We start from the raw sequence: 19536 nt of genomic DNA, 5'->3' as shown, positions 1-19536 counted from the left end.
CAAGTACTCAACATAACGCCAAGCCCGGCCACCACGAATCAACGCGCCCGCGGGTATTTCTGCGCATCCAAAAGTCAGAAACATAAGGCCACCCCAGCAAAAGCACACTATAGCGTGTAGTGTTATAGCGTGCACTACTGCTTCATCGTTCCTTTTGCGAGTACAGCGAATGGAACTGAATGAGGGTTTCGGGAAAGCACTACGTCTCATTAGGAAAGATGCAGGACTTACCCAAGAAAGCTTCGTGCGAATGAGTGGGCGAACGTATCTAAGCGAACTGGAGCGAGGACTAAAGTCCCCAACACTTGAGAAGGTGCAAGCGCTGAGCGAGGCCCTCGGTGTTCACCCACTCTCACTGCTCACAGCAAGCTTCGTCCTTACTGATGGCACACAGGTAGATGACCTCCTCGCGACCGTTAAACGAGAGCTGAGCGCTATAGACGTACGCATCACCAAGGCGCGTTCTCGGTAGAGCTCAATTGGTTGCTACAGGGTAGGAGGCATGAGGTCATCGATTCCCGATCATATTTCCTTACCCTCCAGTACTCCCACGTATTGAGGGGCAAGCGCCTTTAGGTTTTTAGGGTGCTCCCGGCGCAGCGCATCTGGATCGGAAAAATGCTAATCAATCGGCTTTAAAATCCTTCCTTAGTCACACACGACCTATCCGAGAAGAATTACTATGCGAAAGATTGATAGCCAGCTTCACAAGCTCATGCTGGACTTCACAAAAAGTTAAATCTAGTAGGTGATTGATTAATGGAAGAAAAATCACATTTAACAGTTAGCAAGGCTCCAGAAGACGTGATGGGTCAAATGGTGAGCCTCGTTTTGGTGCGGGTGTTTCCGAATGACTCGTTTTGGGGCTCTCTCCAATCGACGTTTTTTCACCGACCGGTGGCGGAGGCCTAGTCAGCGGGCATCCCGGCTGTTGAGTAAGGGCCGGCGTGCTTCTTGCTTTCAGACATAAATTGTCACGAAGGAAACACTGATGAGCCCCGTTATCGCCCAGTTCGATCAGTCCCCCGGTTTGTCGTTGCTGGCAGGCGGACAAGCCAATAACGGTGTATTGGCGGCTGCAGCCAGCGGCCTGTGCGGCTTTATCGCAAAGCACGGTGGCGATGCGGATCGCATTCTTGGGGTCTCCGGTATCGACCCTGAGTCGCTGCGCCACCCGACGCTAAGCCTGGCCTTGCCCAATTACTGTCAGGTGTTGGAGGAGGCCTCGCGGCAATCCGGTTGCGACAACTTCGGCCTGTACTACGGGCAGCAGTTCAAGCCTCAAGCGCTGGGCTTGCTCGGCTATATCGGGCTTTGTTCCGCGACGGTCGAGCAGGCGCTAATCAATTTTTCCCGTGCCTTCCCCCTGCATCAGCGCAATAGCCTGATTCGCCTGGTGGATGAAGGAGAGTGCTACCGCTTCGACTATCAGGTGCGCCATGGCGCCATTCTCTGCCGCCGTCAGGACGCCGAGTTGACCCTGGGCATGGTGCTTAATCTGGTGCGTCACGTACTCGGCCATCAGTGGGCGCCGCGGGCCGTGCATTTCGAGCACCCGCGCCCCGAGCACTGGCATGAGCACTGCAAAGTCTTCGATGCGCCGGTGTACTTCGAGCAGCCATTCAACTCGCTGATCATTCCCAAACGCGGCCTCGATCGCGCCATGCCGCAAAGCGACCCGGTGTTGCTGCTGGTCATGCAGGACTCGCTCAGCCAGCTCAGCAACCTGAGCGGGCGAGGAGAGCGGGATATTGCCGATGACGTTCGCGAGCAAATTCGCCAGCAGTTGCTGACGGGCGAACCTGTATTGGAATTGGCTGCCGAACAGCTCGGTATGAGCAGTTGGTCACTGCAGCGTCGGCTGCGCGAGCAGGGCCTGAGCTTTTCGACGATGGTGGACAAGCTGCGCTGCGAGCTGGCCACTCACTACCTACGCCAGCACCAGCTCCCCATCTCCAACCTGGCACCGCTGCTCGGTTACTCGGAAGTCAGTGCTTTCTCACGCGCCTTCCGCCGCTGGTTCGGCGTCAGCCCACGGCAGTGGCGACACGACAGCGATGGTGTCGGCGGGCGTGCTCACTGAGTGCGTGTTCAGTACGTTGCGGCAATGCTCGCCCGCTTGGGCATGATGGCGAGGGCAGACCAAATCACCCGGTTCTGATCAGGGGCGCAGATAGGCCTGCAAGCTGTCGTGCCCGCCGATGATCAGGTCACGGATGACATCGCACTGCTGGCCCTGAGGATCGGGTTCGCGGTTATCGAAGCGCGCGAACCACTGGATCAAGCTCTGCTCCTGCCCGCAAATGGGGATCAGCTTCACGGTCATCACGTAGTCGTCCACCGGTAAAGGTGCTTGCTCGAAGCAGTAGGAAAAGCTCAGTTGACTGTCATCCACCGCCAGCAGTCGCTCGCGCAGAATGGCGCCGTTTTCCAGGGTAAGGCGGCGGATACAGCCAACCACGCCGTCTGGCTGGTTGTCCTCGATCGAACTCTCGGAAATGGCCGGGTGCCATTGGCTGATGCCACCGAATTGCTTGAGCAGGTTCCATACCGGTTTGGCGCTGCTGTCGATCAGTGCGTTGTAGTGGACTGAAGGCATTGCTGGGCTCCTGCAGGCTGTGGCCTGCATAACTGCTGAGAATGGGATTGATAAAGGCCGGGCCGCGTTCTGCGGGCACGACCTGGGCGCCGGGCTGGGCTGCGTCGAGCAGCGCCCGTGTTTTCATCGCCGAGTTAAGCCGTCCCTGACTGGGTCGCCGAGGGCAGGGCGGTGGCCAACAGCCGTTGGCCACTGAGCACAGATAGCGCGGCCCTGGCACGGGCCGCGGGCTACGGCCATGACCGCAAAGCCGCTGTGGCTTGGCCGCTTATGGTCGCGCCAGCTGTTGAACGGACTCGCCGATCGGCGTGTCTCCCTGGGTCAGTTCGATGATCACTCTGCTTACGGTAGGGCGAAGGATGATCTCCAGCAGCGTGGCAGCCACGTCGTCGCGTGACACTTCGCCATAGGGGATCGCCAAGCCAGTGCGCACCTTGCCAGTACCCGCAGTGTCGAGCAGGGTGCCGGGGCGCAGGATGACCCAGTCCAGATCGCTTTCGGCCAGATGCACGTCGGCCAGCTTCTTGACCGCCATGTAGTTTTCGAAGGTCTCCGATACTTGCTTGCCGCGAGAGGCTTCGGGGAATGCGGAAACCAGCAGGAAACGCGGGACACCTGCCTTGCGCGCTGCCGCGACGGCCAGTTCCAGGCCCTGGCCGTCGATGGCGTTGGTCATCTGTGGGCCGCCCTTGCCGCCTGCGCCAGCGCTGAACACCACCACATCGCTGCCAGCCATGAGCGCTGCGAGCGCATCCACATCCAGCTGCAGCAGGCTGCCCGGTACCGGGGTCGCGCCGAGCGACTTCAGCTCCTCGGTCTGTTCCGGGTTGCGGTACAAGGCCAGTGCCCGATGACCGTTCCTGCTCAGTTGCTGGGACAGGCGGCGGCCAATCTTGCCGGCGCCGCCGACTACGAATACCTGGCTCATCTTCGTCTCCTTTCATGGGGTGGGGTTCGAGCGACATACGGTCGTGAAGGCCCCGGCTCGGCAGTTCGATCCGCTCTGCCGGGGCCAGCGTCTGGTCAGAGAAATCAGCCTTCGAACTGGTGATAGACCTTGGCGATGACCTTCCACGCACCGTCGATGCGGATCAGCGTCAGGTAATCGTTGTAGTCGGCACCAATGGCATCGTTCTCCATATCGACGCGCACGACGGCGGTGGTCGGGGTGATCGCCAGCACATCCAGGCGGGTGCTGATGTCGGGGGCTTTGCCGTTCTTTTCGATGAAGTCGAATAAGTTGGCAATCGGGCCACCCAAGAGTTCACCGTTGGTGAAACCGTACATCACCGCATCTTTGTGGAAAGCCTCTGCCACGCGTGCAGCGCTACCGGCCCGCAGGCCATCGACGTACTTCTGAGCCACGGCGATCACGGCATCGTACTCACCGGTGGCAACGGCCTTGATGTTCTTGCTCATAGCTTTTCTCCAGGTCAAAGAGAGCGTGCCTACACGGGCTACAAATTACGGTGCGACGTGGGTGTGGTAGATCTTGCTGACGACCATCCACCTGCCCTCGACTTTCAGCAGGTTGAAGAAGTCGGTGAAGCAGAAGCCCGAGATGTCGTTGGTATCGATACGGGCGCTGGCAGCAGTGCCGACGATATCGATATTGACGATTACGCCCTTAGCCTCAGGAGAGGGGCGGAAAGGCGGGTTGTCGATCGTGTCGAACAGACCCTGAATCGGGCCGCCAGCCAACTTGCCGTCGGCATCGACGCCGAAGATGGTTGCCTGCTCACTGAAGGCAGGTTTCATGATGCTGCTCTTGGCTTGCTTACCGCCTTCGTTGTACTGGTTCAGTACTTCGACAATGGCCTGGTATTCATATACGTAGGTGGGCTTGTTCATGGTGTCGTCCTTTCTTGGGAGTTGGTGAATACGCCAGTGAGGCCTTCGCGTGCGAGAAACCGCCTCTTCGTGGCGTCAGCGCAATACGTCTTGAACCCTCACCAGTCCTGCCGGGTTGGCGAGATAATCAGGTCGTTCACGGTTACGTTGGCCGGCTGGTTGAGTGCGTAAACCACTGCTTTGCCGATGTCGTCAGGGGAGATGGCGATCTTGTTGAGTTCCTTGGCGGCCTTGCGCCCCGAGGGATCTTCAACCTTGTCTGCCCAGCCGGTGTCGATCACGCCAGGGCTGATAGTGCCCACACGAATGCCATGCTTGACGCCCAGCTCCTTGCGCATCGACTCGGTCATGGCCTGCACGAAGAACTTGCTGGCGCTGTACACCCCGGCAGCTTCACCGACCTGATGACCCGCGACGGAGGCCATGTTGAGTACGTGGCCCGACTTCTGCGCCAGCATCTGCGGCAGTACCGCAGCGATCATGTTGAGATAGCCCTTGATGTTGACGTCGATCATCTTGTTCCAGTCGTTGACGGCGATGTCGGCCCAGTTGGAGAACAGCATCAGGCCTGCGTTATTGATCAGGATGTCGATAGAGCCGTATGTGTCCTTGGCGAATTGCGCCAGGGCATGGGCGTCGTCGAGGCTGGTCACGTCAGTTACCTTGCCGACCGCCTCAACGCCGTTGGCGCGTAGCTCCGCGACGAAGGAATCAAGCGCCGGACCGTCGATGGAGGCGGCGACGATGCGCACGTTGTAAGCGGCCAGCGCACTTGCAGCGGCGGCGCCGAGACCGGACGACGCGCCGGTAATGACCACGACTTTCTGATCCAGATAATTCATGTATCGACCCTTCATACCTGCGCCCGCGACAGCGAGCGCGTGAGTGGTGGCGAATGCCCGTGCACTCGCCATGGACGGCTCCGGCTGCGTGGCGCCGGACGCCTCTCAGTAGTTACCAACTGGCCAGTCGGTGTAGCCCTTGGCTCCGCCGCCGTAATAGCTCTCGCGTGGCGCGATCGTCAGTGCTGCACCGCTGCGCAGGCGCTTTACCAGATCCGGGTTGGCGATGAACAGGCGGCCAAATGCGACGGCGTCGATCTTGTTCTCGGCGCGGCGTTCGATGGCCATGTCCAGGTCGTAGTTGTTATTGCCGATGTAAGGGCCCGCGAACAGACCACTCAAGGCATCCATATCGACACCTTTCGGCACGTCGCGACTGGTCGCCGTAGCGCCTTCGACGAAATGCAGGTAGGCCAGGTTGAGTGAATTGAGCTCAGGCACCAGATAGCCGAACAGGGCCATTACGTTGCTATCCGGCGGCGTATTACCGGCGTCGGGCGTCACGGGAGAAAGGCGGATGCCGACACGTTCGCTGCCCCAGATCTCGATCACTGCGCGGGTGACCTCCAGGGTCAGGCGTGCCCGGTTCTCGATAGAGCCACCGTACTGGTCGGTGCGCTGGTTGGTTGAGTCGCGCAGGAACTGGTCGAGCAGGTAGCTGTTGGCCGAATGAACTTCCACACCGTCGAAGCCGGCACGCTTGGCGTTGCTGGCTGCGACGCGGTACTGCTCGATAATCCCGGGGATCTCGCCGGTTTCCAGCGCGCGGGGCATGGACACTGGCACGAACCCCTCGGTGGTGTAGGTATCGCCTTCGGCTTTGATCGCCGAGGGTGCAACGGGTGCCTGACCATCAGGCTGTAGCGCGACGCTGGAGAAGCGGCCGACGTGCCAGAGCTGCAGCACGATTTTGCCCCCCTCGGCATGCACGGCGTCGGTCACTTTCTTCCAGCCAGCGGTTTGCTCCTCGCTCCAGATTCCTGGCGTAGCGGCATAGCCACGCCCTTGCGCGGAAATGTTCGTGGCCTCTGCGATGATCAGGCCAGCCGAAGCGCGTTGTGCGTAGTAGGTGGCGTGCAGTTCGTTGGGGATACCGTCTTCCGCATAGCGGCTGCGAGTGATCGGGGCCATGACGATGCGGTTGGAGAGCTCGATGGCGCCCATGCGGGTGGGCTCGAACAGGTCGGTACGAGTGGTATTGTCAGTCATGTGAAATCCTATTTAGTAGACCAGTCGTCTAGTTTTCAGGTAAAAAAAAGCCGCTCACCCGAGCAGGCTTTTCGTCATGGTCAGTGCTGATTCGAAGGGCCGAGTAGAGCGGTTTACTTTGGCCATCAGAGAGGCGCCGAGCCACATCTGATAAAGGGCCTCGGCTAGCGCAACGCTGTCCGTGGTAACGACGCTGCCATCACTGATACCGCGCTCGATGCTCCCGGCAATCAGCTTGACGATTCTGCCGGTACCTTTATCCAGCACCTGACGCATGACCTCGGAGAGGTCGCAAACTTCCGCACCCAGTTTCACCACCAGGCATTTGTTGTAGAGCGAGTCGTCATGCTGGGTTTCGATCCAGTACTGGAAGTAACCCAGAAGGCTCTCTGCTCCATTGGCCTGTTGATTGAGAATCGGGGCTATACGCGCCAGATACTCATCGAAATACTCGTCTAGCAATGCCTGCCCGAATTCTTCCTTCGATTTGAAGTAGTAGTAAAACGACCCCTTGGGCACACCTGCGGTACTCAACACTTCGTTGAGGCCCACTGCGGTGTAGCCTTTGTGAGTCATCAGCGCCCTGGCAACAGTAAGGATGTGCTCGCGCATTTCGTTAGCGGGTTTCTTCATAGTGAAAATAGCCTATCAGCAATTAGACCGGTCGTCTACTTGGTCTGTAGCAACGGTTCGCTATGCCAGATGAAGCCGTTCTGCATGGCACCGAGATCGTTGCTGCCAGGAAAAGCCAGAAGCAGTTTCAAGGTACTCCAGGTTAAAAAGCCGGGCGCTGACGCCCGGCAACTGCCGTTCAAAACCGAAATCACCTTGACCTGCCTGTTCCTCACCGGAACTCAATACGCCGCCAAAATCCCCTGCGGGTTATAGCCGTGGATCACCGTGCCGTTGACCTTGAGCACTGGCACGCCTCGGCCACCGAGTGCGTCGTAGGCGCGGCGCGCGTCGGATGATTTCTCGATGTCCAGCTCGGTGTAGGCGATACCGCGCTCGCCGAGAAACTCTCGGGTCTTGGCGCAGTAACCACACCAACTGGTGGCGTAGAGGATTACCTCTCCCTGGCCGGCGACCTGCTGGCTGTTGCCAAACAGCATCGGCTCGAGGCGATCCCACTGTTGCCAGGTCGCCAGTACCGCGAGAATCAGCAAAATCCTTTTCATCGTGCAGCCCTTTGTTTTATCAGGTCGGCTAATGCAGCTCTTCAGTCCTTGCGACGTTTCAACTGGTCGGTCAGTTGGGTCGGCAGGTTGCGGATGATCAGGGTGCCTTGCGTTTCGTCGTATTCGACTTTCGAGCCGAGCAGGTGGGCTTCGAAGCTGATCGACAGGCCTTCGGCGCGCCCGGTGAAGCGCTGGAACTGGCTCAGCGTACGCTTATCGGCTGGGATTTCAGGTGACAGGCCGTAGTCCTTGTTGCGGATATGGTCGTAGAACGCCTTGGGTCGTTCTTCGTCGATCAGCCCTGACAATTCAGTCAGGGTGATCGGCTCGCCCATCTTGGCCTGGCTTGAGGCATAGCCGACCAGTGTCTTGGTCTTCTCGCGGGCCTGTTCTTCGGGCAGGTCTTCGCTTTCGACGAAATCGCTGAACGCCTTGAGCAGTGTGCGGGTTTCGCCAGGGCCGTCGACGCCCTCCTGGCAGCCGATGAAGTCACGGAAGTATTCCGAGACCTTCTTGCCGTTCTTGCCCTTGATAAACGAGATGTACTGCTTGGAATTGGCGTTGTTGCGCCATTCGGAGATGTTGATCCGTGCGGCCAAGTGCAACTGGCTCAGATCCAAGTGCTTGGCGGCGGTCACGTCCAGCGCATCATTCACTGCCACGCCTTCGCTGTGATGGAGCAGAGCGATGACCAGGTAGTCGGTCATGCCTTGCTGGTAATGAGCGAACAGCACGTGACCGCCGGTGGACAGATTGGATTCTTCCATCAGCTTCTGCAGGTGTTCAACGGCCTGGCGGCTGAACGCGGTGAAATCCTGGCCTTCTTCGAGGTAGGTTTTCAGCCAGCCACTGAACGGGTAGGCGCCGGATTCCTCGTGAAAGAAACCCCAGGCTTTGCCCTGCTTGGCGTTATAGCTTTCGTTGAGGTCGGCCAGCATGTTCTCGATGGCCTGGGAGGCGCCCAGTTCAGTGTCGCGGGCATGCAGCACGGCAGGGCTGCCATCAGGCTTCTTGTCGATCAGGTGGACGATACAGTGACGGATCGGCATGGAGGGTCTCTTCAGGCGTTAACGCAATGGGGCCGCTGCAAGGCGGCCAAAGTGATGCAAAGTTTACCCGACTGTTGCCGCCGCGGTCGCCCGTGACCGCTGTAATGCCTGCAGCCGTTCGATGACATAACGCAGGTGCATGTGCAGTTCGTACAGTTCGCTGGAATAGGAGAGAGGCACATCAATCTTGTCCATTTCTGCCTCCAGGCTCTCCAAACGCTGGATTTCCTCGTCCAGATCAGCAGGCAGGGTGCCGTCGTGCAGTTGCCGGTCTATTTCACGCAGGTGTTTGTACCAGCGGTAGATGCGCGCTCGGATGCGCCAGCGGTATAGCGGGCCGATGGCCTTGATGAGCGGAAACAGCAAGACCAGCAGCGGAATGGCAAGGATGATGTACCGGTCGGCCAGAGAGGCGATGCGAAACGGCAGGTAGCGCTGCAAGATCGGCAGGCCGTTCTTATAGAAATACTCGGCTTCGTCGAGCGTCTTCAGGGTGCGTGGTGGCGCCGCCGGGTATTGATCAGGGGCGTCGAGCAGGTTGCCATCCTTCAGCACTTCGCGAGCGGCGGCGAGAATCAGCGGGGTCAGCGACGCGTGGAACTCGCCATTGGCCAGTAGGGTGGCGGCAGGGCCCAGGGTGACGATATCGCGGTCGGGGGTATTGCTGGGCAGGTCGAGCAGGCCTTCGCCCACCTCCAGACGGCTCAGGTAGGGCAGGCGTGCCTTATAAGCAGCGCTGCGGCCGAGGCCGATCAGGTGCAGATTGGGGTCGCTGGCCAGGCGCTGGATCAGTGCGTTCTCCGCCGGGCCGAGAAAGAAACCGGCATCCAGTTCGCCGGCGATCAGTGCATCGGCAGCGCGGTTGCCACCGATGGCCTGCCATTGTTCGGGATACTGATCGGGTGTGATGCGATTGGCCTCTAGCAGCGCATAAATCACTGCGCCTGAGCCACTGCCGGGTGTGCCGATGGCGACTCGCTGGCCGAGCAGATCCTTAAAGTGGGCGCTGCTCTGTGCGTTGCGCACGAACAGCCACAATGGCTCTTGGTACATCACGCCGAGGCCGAGCAGCGCGTCACGCTCGGGCATTGTTAGGGTCAGCTCTTGGCCGCTCTGCACCAGCGCCAGTTGCACCTCGTTGCTGCGCAGTTTGTCGAGATTGTCCCGCGAGCCTTCACTGTTGATCAGCGTGAGGGTAAACCCCTCCCTCGCCAGTTCGTCACGCAGTTTCTCGCCGAAGGCATGGTAGCCACCGCTGGCGCTGCCCGTCGCCATGCTGGCGTGCATGGGCGGCGGCGGCGCCACGAAGTAGAAGAGTGCCGCGACCAGTGCCGCGAGTACCGGAATAAGCCAGAAATTGGCCAGCAGCATGATTTTCAGGTCGTTGAGTACACGTGGCATGGCGCTTCCTTTCGACGAATCCGCTCAAGGATAGAACCCTACCGCGCTGTCAGTCACCCCTGGGAGCCACTTTCGGCCATCGGCATGCCGGTACGGCGCGCGTGACGCCTGCGATCGAGCAGCATCAGCACACCCAGCAGGCCAATGGCATACAGCGCATCGATGCCGAGCATCAGCAGGATGCCGCCGCAGAGTAAGGCGCTGATACCGGCCAGCCAGCGCCACAGGCCTTTGAGCAGTATCCAGCCGGCGGCCATGCTGAGCAGGTAGATGACGATGAAGTTGCCATTGGCATAGCGGATCAGTTGATCCAGCGGCAGCCCCAGGCTCCAGATCACCGTGGTGCTCAGTGCGCAACTGAGCACCACCAGCAGCAGCGCCCTGGCCGGCACACCATTGGTATTACGGGCAGCCAGCAGGCGCGGCAGCTTGCCTTCGTCGGCCAGGCTCCAGATCAGCCGCGCGAAGCCCTGGATATACACGTTCATGGAAGCGAAACACGCCAGGTAGCCGATGCTCGCGCTGAGCCAGCGAGCCTGGTCACCGAACAGCATAGCGAGCATGCGCGGCATGGACGCGGCGTCAGTGCGGGCATCGCCGTAGGCATGCAAACTCAGCACCGCCACCGAGCAAGCCCAGTACACCAGGCCGGCAAGTACCACGCCGAGCAACAGTGCCAAGGGAAAGTCGCGTTGCGGGTTCTTGAACTCCTCACCCAGATGGGTGAAGGCCTCGATGCCGACGAAGCACCAGAACATCACGCCCAACGCCACTGGCATCAGTTGCCAATTGCCCGTCAGTGGCGGCAGCAACGGTTGTTCTGTGTGGGGCAAGTCTGCTTTCCACCAGATCAGTGCGATGGTGGCGACGATGGCCAGTGCGATAGCGATCTGCACGCTACCCGAGGTACGCGCCGGGCGTTGGCCGAGCAGCAGGATGATGCCCAGGGTGACCAGTTGAATGGCCAGAACCGCCAGGTCGCTGAGCGCGAACAGCGCGTGCCAGAACCCACTGGCAATGTTCAGCGCGGCCGGTAAGCCCACGGGTAAAACTGCCAGGAACAGAAACGCGCTCAAGCGCTCCATGCGCGCGCCGAACGCACGGCCAATCAAGTGCGGCGCACCGCCTGCATGGGGATAGTGGCGGCCGAGCTGGGCGAAGGTGAATGCCATCGGCAGAATCAGCACGATCAGCAGCAGCCAGGCCCACAGGGAAACTTCGCCGGCTGCCGTGGCGGCCAACGCGGGGATCACGAAAACTCCGGTGCCGAGCAGTGATGTCGACAGCAGGCCGATCCCTTGCAGCAGCCCCAATTCCTTGTTCAATCGACTCATGTTGTATGCTCTCGCTCGTCCTGAAGTGGCGGCTGCGTCCAGTTGTGGTGCGCTGATTCGCCAGGCAGTTATGGTAAAGCCGCGCGGCCTCGATCGCTGCTGGCGAAGCGTCGGCGACGACCGACGAAACGGCGGCAATGCCCGTCATCCTGTTATGCAGATTGGTGCAGAGAGCGCGAGTGGATAAGTTCGACCAAGGCATCATCGCTTTGCTACGCGCCGATGCGCGCCTGACCGTCACCGAGGTCGCCCGACAGGTCAACCTGTCACGCACCGCCGTGAGCGAGCGCATCCGCCAACTGGAAGCGGGCGGCGTGATTCAGGGTTACCACGCCCGCATTGCCGAGCCCACCCACATCGTGGTGCAGGCCTATCTGGAGCTGTTCTATACGGGCGGGCGCTGCGAACAATACGTCGAGCGCATGCGCGTATTCCCGGAAGTGCGCCGCTGCTCTGGCATCAGCGGCGAAACCGACATGCTGATCTACCTCGAAGCCGCCTCCATGGAGCGGCTGGCGCAAGTGCGTGGCGAGATCGAAAACTTCCCAGGGGTGCACAAAGTAAAAACCCATATGGTCGTCAAAGACTGGCTGATGTGAGTCAGGGCTGTGACGACCATGCATTGCCAACTCAGCGGTATGCCGAACAAGCAAAGGCTCATCCGAGCGGGCTGACCACCCCGGCAAAGCCCTGGCCCAATACATGGGTATAAATCTGCGTGGTTCGCACATCGGCATGCCCGAGCAAAGTCTGCACGGTACGAATGTCGCTGCCCCGGCGTAAAAGCTCGGTGGCAAAGGTATGCCGAAATGTATGGCAGCCTGCGGGCTTGTGCAGCCCGGAGCGGCGCACAACCTGCCTGACCGCTTTCTGAATCGAGCTGACGTGGATGTGATGACGCACCACGTTGCCATGTTCATCCATGCACACACCTCGGGAAGGAAACAGCCATTGCCATTCCAGTGAGCGCCCCGCATTGGGGTATTTGCGGTGCAAGGCGAAAGGCAGGCTGACCGGTACCTGGTAAAAAGTGTCTTGTCGCTCCCAAGCCGCGAGCATGCGTGCCCGCCGCTCCTGCAGCATCGTGATAAGCGAGGAAGGTAACAAGGTCGTCCGATCCTTGGCGCCCTTGCCGTCATGTACGGTGATCACCTGCCGATCAAAATCCACATCCTTGATACGCAGGCGAGCAGCCTCCACCACGCGCAAACCGGCACCGTACATCAGTGAGGCCAGTAACTGATACGGCTGGCCAAGCAGGGCAATCAGTGCCGTTGCCTCAGCATGCGTCAATACACAGGGAATGCGTGTCGAGCGTTTGGCGCGCACCACCTCACCTAGTTGGCCCAGTGGCACTTCAAGCACTTTGCTGTAAAGAAACACCAGCGCGTTCAGCGCCAGGTTCTGGGTCGCGGCAGCCACCTTGCGATCTACCGCCAGCCACGTAAGAAAAGCACTGACCTCCACAGCCCCCATCTCCATCGGATGGCGCAACCGATGGAAACGGATGAAATAGCGAATCCAGTACCAGTAAGATTGCTCGGTGCGAATGCTGTAGTGATGCACGCGCATCACTGCGCTGACCTGCTCTCGCAGGCGAGGCTTGGAGGGTGAACGATCCATGTCGACTCCACTGTGGTGTTGCTGGTTTTATATACAGTAGTAGCGGCAAGGGGAATACACAAGTCAAGCGAGTACGGAGTGTGGGGAGGTGTGTGGGATTAAGTTATTGATAAGTAAGTATTTTTACTTATGCTGACGCTGGGTGGTGCGGCATTATGCGGAATTTTCTACTATTGCATTAACAAAGAATTCCATCTAATCACTGTTAGGCCCTATGAAAAAAATCATCGCAAGCCTCATAACATTTTTTATATTCAATAGTATCGCTTCGGCTCACGAAGACACTTCACTGCCGATAAGTGCCGACGGTTCAATATCCGGGATACCGCCAGAATTTGGGGCAGCAAAGCTAAATATTGAATTTTCCAATGAAAACGCGTCCGCATCTATTTCTAAACTAGAACTAATCATCGGCGGTAAATCCCTCGTATTCCCTACGTGCCTTAGCAACCTTCTAGAAACAAATAAAATCAACACTGTAATAGCATCCGGTTCGTGGTATCACGACGAGTCGTATCTCCCTTATTATTTGAGCGTTAAATTCCACGACAGCACATATAATCCAAAATCTTGGGTGAATACCGGATGTTCGATTTTAGTTAACCTTAGAAATAACACACTAATAAGCATGAGCAAGTATGAAATGCTTGATGATGGCTTGGGTTACCAAGAGCCTGAAATCAATCTAAAATCTCAGTGTACCGAAAGTGAGCTCAAGAGCTTTCCTTATCACCCAGTAATTTAGGTAAAGCCTAACAAGTGGTTCAAATCGCTCGCTGCGCTCCCTGGGACGGGCTAAAGCCCGCCCCTTAACCAAACGTTAGGCGGCAAAGCAAAGGCCGAGAAACATGGAAGTTATGCGTTTAAATAACAATTTACGGATTTCACCTGCAAGCTCGCAGCGGCCATACAAATCCGGCCCGAAGCTCTCGCATTCGCGAACCAGAATATTCACATCAGCAGCAGGCCAATCGGCACGCGCTTGCCTCCATCTTCAAGCTCTTCTGCCTGAAGGCCTGCACGCGTATGCTCCAAGCCACAGTTCCAGCACCACAGAACAATCACGTCCTGTATTCGGCGTTACACCGTGGCGAGGCCTAACAACTGTATATGGACTCTCCCCACAAGTAGTGAGCAAAGCTTTCCCTCTGCACCTGTCGTCAGCGCGGTTGCATTCGTATATCCGGCCTGTGTTGGGCGCTTGGCCCTGGCCATTCTGTAGTTCGCGCAGCGGGGGCCAAGCGTTCAATCGATCACACAGATCATCATTGTTATCGGCCTTGCTCCGCTGCAGGACTCGCCTGTTCCGACAGTGCTGCTGCTCATCACAACCACTAGAAAATCATCATCTCTTTGCTGATTACTCCGCCGTCAGGCGGGCTTTGTACTTTGCCAATTACCGCTGAGGCGCCGTTCGTGGCACCACACCGCCCAGCAGATCCGTACCAGTTTGTTGGCCAGGGCCACGGCCGCTTTGTTGTGGCCGATCCGCGCCGCCGTCTCAACGGCCCAGCGTTGTAATGTCGTCAACTTCTCCGGCGTACGCGCCTGACAGCGCTGAGCCGCAAGCAAGGCGGCTCGCGAACCGTGGATCAACAGGGTGCGCACATAAACGTTGCCTTGCCGGCTGATGTGGCCCAGTTTGCGTCGGTTGCCGCTGCTGAATTCGCGCGGCGTCATGCCCAGCCAGGCGCTGAGTTGGCGACCATTGGCAAAGCGCTCAGGCTTACCGACGGCGGCTTTCAGAGCGCTGGCGGTCAGCAAGCCAATACCGCTGACTTCATCCAGTTTGCGCACGACTTCATCGTCGGCATGCCAGCGTTTGAGTTGCTGCTCACACTCGCTCATGCACTGCTCATGCAGGTTGATTTCCGCCAGGACGATATGCAGTTGATGGCTCAAGGGCGCAACCTCTGGGCGCTCAACCAACTCGTGGGCTGTACGGATAAACGCGACGGTTGAGACTGGGGCTTCTATACCCGCCTCGCGCAAGATGCCGCGCAATAGGTTGATCCGCTGGGTGCGGCTTTTCTTCCAGGTTTCGCGCAGCCCATGCAGATGCTGCACCTGTTGCTGCTCATGGCTTTTCACCGGCACCGGGTGAATATCGGTGCAGCGCGCCGCTTCCAGCATGGCATCGCAGTCGTTGCGGTCGGTTTTGTTGCGGCGCCGGTAAGGGCGCACATAACGCGGATGTATCAGTTTGACCTGGTGACCCAGCGCTTGCGCGACGCGCCCCCAATAATGCGCAGTACCGCAAGCCTCCATCACCCACTCGACCGGCTCGGTTTGCTCCTGTATATATCGCCTGAACGCCTCTCGGTTCAGCCGCTTGCGCTGCACCACCTGGCCGGAACGGACACTCTCGGCAACCTGGTAAACGGACTTGGCCAAATCAACTGCAATATGCTTCATAACGGCTCTCCCAATTTCAGTCACCACCGTTCTCGGTATAGAACTGTGGCGCGGGGAGAGTCCATTACAGCATTCAAGGCCGCTCGCTTCGCTCGCTCGGGACCGGCTAAAGCCGGCCCCTTAACCAAACGTTATGTAATTTAATGAAAAATGAAACTTACCCCCAAAAGTGATTTGCATTTTTATAATTGCGAAAATAAGGATTATAGACACGAACTAGAAGAGTGGCTAAAAGCTCTTGACTTACTTTTAACAAAAAAACAAATGAAATCACTTGTAGCGCATAAGCTGCAGTTTGAAAGATCCATATTCGATATAGATCAATATATTCAAAGTGCATGCGAATTTACTGTAATGTCCAGGATGTATGTTGATTTTAAAGATGGTTTTGAATACGAGCCAAAGCATAATGAAAGTAATCCCGAGCATCGAAAAAAAGATATAGACTTTTCTTTTAATTATGACTTCCTTCAGGTAAACGTTGAGGTTAAATGCTTCAGTAGACTGAAATTACAAGATCCTGCTCCCAGCGGAGAGCAAGGTGAGGGCCGCCCCAAAAGTAGATTCTTGCCGTTAAAAGATTTTTTTAAGAGCGCAAACGAAAAATTTCGCCCCGCAGGAGATTTTGAGTCAAATATTCTAGTCGTATGCTGTTACAACCTTGATGACTTCGTCGACGTTGCAAACTCACTGGCCGGAAGCTCAGGCGTATGCTTTAGAAAGAATAGACCTGATGAGCAAACTGAGTGTATCTTTGATGTAAAAGATTTCGATAAAGTTGATGGCGTGATAGTAACCAATCTAGCTTTTCATCATGAAAACTTTAATCGGCGCAGTGACGGAAAGTATCTTAGCCCTTGGGATTTCACAAAAACATTTACGATGGGCTTCCAAGTTCACGACAAGGGCAAGCCCGGCTTCAAAGAAACTATCGATCAATTGATAAAGCAGGCTTTTAATATTCAAAATGATCGGTACATTTCTTTTTGCAAAAAGGAAAATCTGGATAAGTTTGATTTTAATGTTTCCCTAAGAAAGCTTATCGAACATTTAAATAACGATTTAAACGGTTACTACTTTGTATCCGAGCGCGAATGAAAGCGCCACCAACATAACAACAGGCTCAAATCGTTCGCTTCGCTCACTGGGACGGGCTAAAGCCCGCCCCTTAACTAACCGTTATGTATTTATTGCAAGGAACATCCATGGCATTTCCGGACGAAACAAAATTAGTAATAAATAACTACCTTGATGCCCATCTTGCAGATTGGGCTTGGCACAAAGACCGATTTGACTTTATTACAGATGTAACATTAAGAGATAGACTCGCAGATGAGTTCATTTCCGCCAGGTATGTTTATAAACTCCTCGAAGGCCTATCAGCTGACTCATGGCTATTACGAGCACAGATTCGAATCCAAGTTCTATCGTATGCCTCAATATATGAGGCAGTAATTCATCACATATTATTTGAAAACTTATCATCAAACCCTGATGTTCAGTCCCTCACTGAATTCAAGATGAAAAAAGTGATTTCTATTCCAGCAGCAAAACAAGCAGCACTACAAAGCGCGCTTGAGCACGACGGCAAAGAAATAATACCAACATATGAAGACATCGGAAAAACCGATGTCACGAAGGTAAGATTTGACCGAAAAGCGCAATGCGCTGAGAAACTAGGCTTAATTGACGATGGGCTTAAGAATGAAATTATAGAATTCTATGAGGCCAGAAACTCAATTCACATTCATGCTGAAATAAGAAAGAGCCTTGAGTATCAACTGGACTTATCCAAGAGAGCATATAGGCGCATGGAACCGTTTGTAGAGCAAATCAAGAAAAATCTTCCTGCCGTACTCGCCAACCATACATAACAAATGGTTCAAACCGTTCGCTTCGCTCACTGGGACGGGCTAAAGCCCGCCCCTTAACCAAACGTTAGGCAGCCTCCGGAAATTCCTCTCCGGTCTGTTTTACCCGCAACACCGCATCGCCAATAAGCACCCTGGTTATTGGCATTATCAAAAGGAGTTGGTTTATGCCGGGCAATGTCACAAATAACTTACCGCGCTCACCTTTCAGCTTGGCGGCGTCAGCCTTTTCTTTCTGCGTTGCTGCGGCTACCGTGTCGGGCAGGCCAGGCCTAACAACTGGCTCAAATCGTTCGCTTCGCTCACTGGGACGGGCTGAAGCCCGCCCCTTAGCCAAACGTTAGGTATATGGAAGAAGAATTTTCGCTCTACCTTATAGAACCTGGCTCACGGCCACCGTTTCCAGCTGTCGCACGTTATCTGTGGGGTAAGGAGGACTTTGACTCTGATGGTAATAGTCGACATCCTAACGATGATCAATGGACAGAGCTTACAATCATATGTCGCGCCACAAATAGCGAACGTCTTGATATAGACCCTGTTTCAGAAAAACCGCTGGTACTAAAAATTTCGTCTACGTCTTCTTCACTTGTCCAAAAAATCGCGCAGTTTCTGGTAGCGAACAGTGGTGGCACCATATGTACCGAGTGGCCAAATACCTAACTAGTGGTTCAAATCGCTCGCTTCGCTCACTGGGACGGGCTAAAGCCCGCCCCTTAACCAAACGTTAGCCTACAGAGGAAAGAGATGTTCGCTATTCACTCTACAGAGTCTGGCAACACACTCATCTTTGATGACGTGCAAGGCGACTATTTTTCCGCCTGTTTCAGTTCGTCTGCACAGAGTGTTAAGCGTGAGGTTTGGGCGTATACCGATGCATATGGCTTGGCAAATCTTTTTGAATACCTTGCAAGCCATGAGCTGCCTTGGCAAACCTCTGAAAAGTGGGAGTCAATAGAAGGTGAATTTATGCTGGAGGCAACCTGCAACTCTCGCGGCATCGTAAACTTTAAGGTCTCCATTTCAAACCTCGGAATTACTGAGCCATGGAAGTTTGAAGGAAACGTCTGCACTGAACTTGGTCAGCTTCCAGCGCTTGCAAAATCTGCACGGCAGTTTTTCGGTGTATCTGCAGGCTAACAAATGGTTCAAATCACTCGCTTCGCTCGTTGGGACGGGCTAAAGCCCGCCCTTTAACCAAACGTTAGCTGCACTACGAGTTAAAACTATGTGCAAGGATGAAAGATGCCACCTAGGACAAATGAATTTCAGAAACTGGTAAAAATAATAAATAAGCACTTGGCGCCAGCTGATGCAAAAATAACAGAATCAGCAATGATTTTTGACCGAGAGGCAGGCATAAATCGTGAAGTAGACATTTTAATTGAAACAAGAGTCTTAAATTGCAATATTAAAATAGGCGTAGAGTGCACCACCACATCTAGAGCGCTAGATATAAAAAAAGTTGAAGAGCTAAAAGAAAAGCATAGAAGGCTAGGCATTAATCAGAGCGTGGTAGTGGCAAAAAACGGATTTTCACAGCCAGCAAGAAACTATGCAGAAATTAATAATATTAAGCTTCTTTCATTTAGCGCAGCTAAAAGAAAAGATTGGCTGCCTCTATTCGAGCTCTTAAGAAACCCTTACGTTTACGGCAGGACATATTTCATTAAATCAGCATCGTTAAAGTACAGGCCAGAAACCACAGACGAAGGGTTTGAAATGGATGCAGAAACCACTGTACTATTTCAAGGTAAAGAGCTAGCAACTTTGGATTTCTGCAATCAATTATTTAGTGATAGTCAGATAAGTAAAATTGCACACAAAGAGCTAAGAGAGAACGAGGAAAACGGCCAAGACCCTTGGGTAAAAGTTGGGTTTTCCCTCGATGAAAAATATGAATTCAAAAATAAAATCGGGAAAAAATCGTATCCTGTAGAAATAGAAATGATCTACGGCTACATTTCTAATTATCAAAAACTAGGCACAGAACAATTCACATATGAAGAGCAAGATATTTTAGTTGGAAATACATCTTGCAATGATATAAACAAGCTTGCACAGGCAGCATTTAGCGTAAGAAATGGAACGCTAAGTGGGACTATTGAATTTAACTCCGCGTTAATCCCCAGCCCTCCAGCTTCGCGCAGCTAACAAGGCGCTC

General features: G+C 55.3%; 21 protein-coding genes. 8 read left to right on the top strand and 13 right to left on the bottom strand.

Features of this window, described 5'->3' with window-relative positions; translation table 11 throughout:
- The first annotated feature begins 169 nt into the window (after positions 1-169).
- Both ACZ3GY_RS14960 and qhpR read left to right on the top strand, forming a co-directional pair.
- Positions 170-472 carry a helix-turn-helix domain-containing protein gene (locus tag ACZ3GY_RS14960; protein ID WP_465910782.1) on the top strand — a complete coding sequence of 101 codons (303 nt, stop codon included), beginning with the start codon at positions 170-172 and terminating at the stop codon, positions 470-472.
- Positions 473-991: 519 nt separating this feature from the next.
- Positions 992-2083 (top strand): AraC-like transcriptional regulator QhpR, encoded by a 1092-nt coding sequence (gene qhpR, locus ACZ3GY_RS14955; RefSeq protein WP_465910780.1) that lies wholly within the window; start codon positions 992-994, stop codon positions 2081-2083.
- 78 nt (positions 2084-2161) lie between these two features.
- On the opposite strand, the gene ACZ3GY_RS14950 is transcribed toward qhpR, so the two are convergent.
- From ACZ3GY_RS14950 to yjeH, 11 genes are all read right to left on the bottom strand, one after another.
- A complete protein-coding gene (locus ACZ3GY_RS14950; RefSeq protein ID WP_465910778.1) occupies positions 2162-2599 on the bottom strand; it encodes an SRPBCC family protein in 438 nt (145 codons plus the stop codon).
- 268 nt (positions 2600-2867) lie between these two features.
- Positions 2868-3527: an SDR family oxidoreductase gene (locus ACZ3GY_RS14945; RefSeq protein WP_465910776.1), complete on the bottom strand. Its 660-nt coding sequence runs from the start codon at positions 3525-3527 to the stop codon at positions 2868-2870.
- Positions 3528-3631: 104 nt separating this feature from the next.
- Positions 3632-4018, bottom strand: a complete 387-nt coding sequence (locus ACZ3GY_RS14940) for a nuclear transport factor 2 family protein (protein ID WP_465910774.1) — start codon at positions 4016-4018, stop codon at positions 3632-3634.
- Positions 4019-4063: 45 nt separating this feature from the next.
- Positions 4064-4450 (bottom strand): nuclear transport factor 2 family protein, encoded by a 387-nt coding sequence (locus ACZ3GY_RS14935; RefSeq protein WP_463565876.1) that lies wholly within the window; start codon positions 4448-4450, stop codon positions 4064-4066.
- Positions 4451-4548: 98 nt separating this feature from the next.
- The gene (locus ACZ3GY_RS14930; protein WP_463565875.1) at positions 4549-5292 is read right to left on the bottom strand and encodes an SDR family oxidoreductase; all 744 of its coding nucleotides are present in this window, start codon (positions 5290-5292) and stop codon (positions 4549-4551) included.
- Positions 5293-5397: 105 nt separating this feature from the next.
- The gene (locus tag ACZ3GY_RS14925; protein WP_465910772.1) at positions 5398-6501 is read right to left on the bottom strand and encodes an alkene reductase; all 1104 of its coding nucleotides are present in this window, start codon (positions 6499-6501) and stop codon (positions 5398-5400) included.
- Between the two features lie 54 nt (positions 6502-6555).
- Positions 6556-7134 carry a TetR/AcrR family transcriptional regulator gene (locus ACZ3GY_RS14920; RefSeq protein ID WP_092367979.1) on the bottom strand — a complete coding sequence of 193 codons (579 nt, stop codon included), beginning with the start codon at positions 7132-7134 and terminating at the stop codon, positions 6556-6558.
- A gap of 221 nt (positions 7135-7355) precedes the next feature.
- Positions 7356-7679, bottom strand: coding sequence for a glutaredoxin family protein (locus ACZ3GY_RS14915; protein ID WP_465910771.1), 324 nt, complete (start codon positions 7677-7679; stop codon positions 7356-7358).
- Positions 7680-7720: 41 nt separating this feature from the next.
- On the bottom strand, positions 7721-8728 hold the full coding sequence (gene yejK, locus ACZ3GY_RS14910; protein WP_465910770.1) for a nucleoid-associated protein YejK: 1008 nt from the start codon (positions 8726-8728) through the stop codon (positions 7721-7723).
- Between the two features lie 63 nt (positions 8729-8791).
- Positions 8792-10129: a TAXI family TRAP transporter solute-binding subunit gene (locus tag ACZ3GY_RS14905; protein WP_465910769.1), complete on the bottom strand. Its 1338-nt coding sequence runs from the start codon at positions 10127-10129 to the stop codon at positions 8792-8794.
- Positions 10130-10182: 53 nt separating this feature from the next.
- Positions 10183-11463 (bottom strand): L-methionine/branched-chain amino acid transporter, encoded by a 1281-nt coding sequence (gene yjeH / locus ACZ3GY_RS14900; RefSeq protein ID WP_463565867.1) that lies wholly within the window; start codon positions 11461-11463, stop codon positions 10183-10185.
- 179 nt (positions 11464-11642) lie between these two features.
- Here yjeH and ACZ3GY_RS14895 point away from each other — a divergent pair, with 179 nt between their 5' ends.
- Positions 11643-12062 (top strand): Lrp/AsnC family transcriptional regulator, encoded by a 420-nt coding sequence (locus ACZ3GY_RS14895; protein WP_463565866.1) that lies wholly within the window; start codon positions 11643-11645, stop codon positions 12060-12062.
- A gap of 58 nt (positions 12063-12120) precedes the next feature.
- Here ACZ3GY_RS14895 and ACZ3GY_RS14890 read toward each other — a convergent pair whose 3' ends face one another.
- The gene (locus tag ACZ3GY_RS14890) at positions 12121-13086 is read right to left on the bottom strand and encodes an integron integrase (RefSeq protein ID WP_463565865.1); all 966 of its coding nucleotides are present in this window, start codon (positions 13084-13086) and stop codon (positions 12121-12123) included.
- A 214-nt stretch (positions 13087-13300) separates the two neighbouring features.
- On the opposite strand from ACZ3GY_RS14890, the gene ACZ3GY_RS14885 reads away from it, so the two are divergent.
- On the top strand, positions 13301-13831 hold the full coding sequence (locus ACZ3GY_RS14885; protein WP_465910765.1) for a hypothetical protein: 531 nt from the start codon (positions 13301-13303) through the stop codon (positions 13829-13831).
- Between the two features lie 626 nt (positions 13832-14457).
- Here the strand turns inward: ACZ3GY_RS14885 and ACZ3GY_RS14880 are convergent.
- Positions 14458-15501, bottom strand: coding sequence for an IS110 family RNA-guided transposase (locus ACZ3GY_RS14880; RefSeq protein ID WP_465910763.1), 1044 nt, complete (start codon positions 15499-15501; stop codon positions 14458-14460).
- Between the two features lie 150 nt (positions 15502-15651).
- On the opposite strand from ACZ3GY_RS14880, the gene ACZ3GY_RS14875 reads away from it, so the two are divergent.
- The 4 genes from ACZ3GY_RS14875 (at position 15652) to ACZ3GY_RS14860 (ending at position 19526) form a co-directional block, all read left to right on the top strand.
- A complete protein-coding gene (locus ACZ3GY_RS14875; protein WP_465910761.1) occupies positions 15652-16599 on the top strand; it encodes a hypothetical protein in 948 nt (315 codons plus the stop codon).
- A 107-nt stretch (positions 16600-16706) separates the two neighbouring features.
- Entirely contained in the window at positions 16707-17375 is a 669-nt protein-coding gene (locus ACZ3GY_RS14870; protein ID WP_465910760.1) for a hypothetical protein, read from the top strand.
- Between the two features lie 744 nt (positions 17376-18119).
- Positions 18120-18512 (top strand): DUF6228 family protein, encoded by a 393-nt coding sequence (locus ACZ3GY_RS14865; protein ID WP_164091001.1) that lies wholly within the window; start codon positions 18120-18122, stop codon positions 18510-18512.
- 105 nt (positions 18513-18617) lie between these two features.
- Entirely contained in the window at positions 18618-19526 is a 909-nt protein-coding gene (locus ACZ3GY_RS14860; RefSeq protein ID WP_465910759.1) for a restriction endonuclease, read from the top strand.
- Positions 19527-19536: the final 10 nt, after the last annotated feature.

Source organism: Pseudomonas sp. PME37.24/006 (assembly GCF_055556635.1).
The sequence above is the reverse complement of the archived record's forward strand: the minus strand, read 5'-3'. Positions and strand labels throughout refer to the sequence as shown.

Bases quoted from the DNA above. Each gene is read 5' to 3' on its own strand.
- ACZ3GY_RS14960 (WP_465910782.1), top strand. From the start codon at position 170: ATGGAACTGAATGAGGGTTTCGGGAAAGCACTACGTCTCATTAGGAAA.
- qhpR (WP_465910780.1), top strand. From the start codon at position 992: ATGAGCCCCGTTATCGCCCAGTTCGATCAGTCCCCCGGTTTGTCGTTG.
- ACZ3GY_RS14950 (WP_465910778.1), bottom strand. From the start codon at position 2,599: ATGCCTTCAGTCCACTACAACGCACTGATCGACAGCAGCGCCAAACCG.
- ACZ3GY_RS14945 (WP_465910776.1), bottom strand. From the start codon at position 3,527: ATGAGCCAGGTATTCGTAGTCGGCGGCGCCGGCAAGATTGGCCGCCGC.
- ACZ3GY_RS14940 (WP_465910774.1), bottom strand. From the start codon at position 4,018: ATGAGCAAGAACATCAAGGCCGTTGCCACCGGTGAGTACGATGCCGTG.
- ACZ3GY_RS14935 (WP_463565876.1), bottom strand. From the start codon at position 4,450: ATGAACAAGCCCACCTACGTATATGAATACCAGGCCATTGTCGAAGTA.
- ACZ3GY_RS14930 (WP_463565875.1), bottom strand. From the start codon at position 5,292: ATGAATTATCTGGATCAGAAAGTCGTGGTCATTACCGGCGCGTCGTCC.
- ACZ3GY_RS14925 (WP_465910772.1), bottom strand. From the start codon at position 6,501: ATGACTGACAATACCACTCGTACCGACCTGTTCGAGCCCACCCGCATG.
- ACZ3GY_RS14920 (WP_092367979.1), bottom strand. From the start codon at position 7,134: ATGAAGAAACCCGCTAACGAAATGCGCGAGCACATCCTTACTGTTGCC.
- ACZ3GY_RS14915 (WP_465910771.1), bottom strand. From the start codon at position 7,679: ATGAAAAGGATTTTGCTGATTCTCGCGGTACTGGCGACCTGGCAACAG.
- yejK (WP_465910770.1), bottom strand. From the start codon at position 8,728: ATGCCGATCCGTCACTGTATCGTCCACCTGATCGACAAGAAGCCTGAT.
- ACZ3GY_RS14905 (WP_465910769.1), bottom strand. From the start codon at position 10,129: ATGCCACGTGTACTCAACGACCTGAAAATCATGCTGCTGGCCAATTTC.
- yjeH (WP_463565867.1), bottom strand. From the start codon at position 11,463: ATGAGTCGATTGAACAAGGAATTGGGGCTGCTGCAAGGGATCGGCCTG.
- ACZ3GY_RS14890 (WP_463565865.1), bottom strand. From the start codon at position 13,086: ATGGATCGTTCACCCTCCAAGCCTCGCCTGCGAGAGCAGGTCAGCGCA.
- ACZ3GY_RS14885 (WP_465910765.1), top strand. From the start codon at position 13,301: ATGAAAAAAATCATCGCAAGCCTCATAACATTTTTTATATTCAATAGT.
- ACZ3GY_RS14880 (WP_465910763.1), bottom strand. From the start codon at position 15,501: ATGAAGCATATTGCAGTTGATTTGGCCAAGTCCGTTTACCAGGTTGCC.
- ACZ3GY_RS14875 (WP_465910761.1), top strand. From the start codon at position 15,652: ATGAAACTTACCCCCAAAAGTGATTTGCATTTTTATAATTGCGAAAAT.
- ACZ3GY_RS14870 (WP_465910760.1), top strand. From the start codon at position 16,707: ATGGCATTTCCGGACGAAACAAAATTAGTAATAAATAACTACCTTGAT.
- ACZ3GY_RS14865 (WP_164091001.1), top strand. From the start codon at position 18,120: ATGTTCGCTATTCACTCTACAGAGTCTGGCAACACACTCATCTTTGAT.
- ACZ3GY_RS14860 (WP_465910759.1), top strand. From the start codon at position 18,618: ATGCCACCTAGGACAAATGAATTTCAGAAACTGGTAAAAATAATAAAT.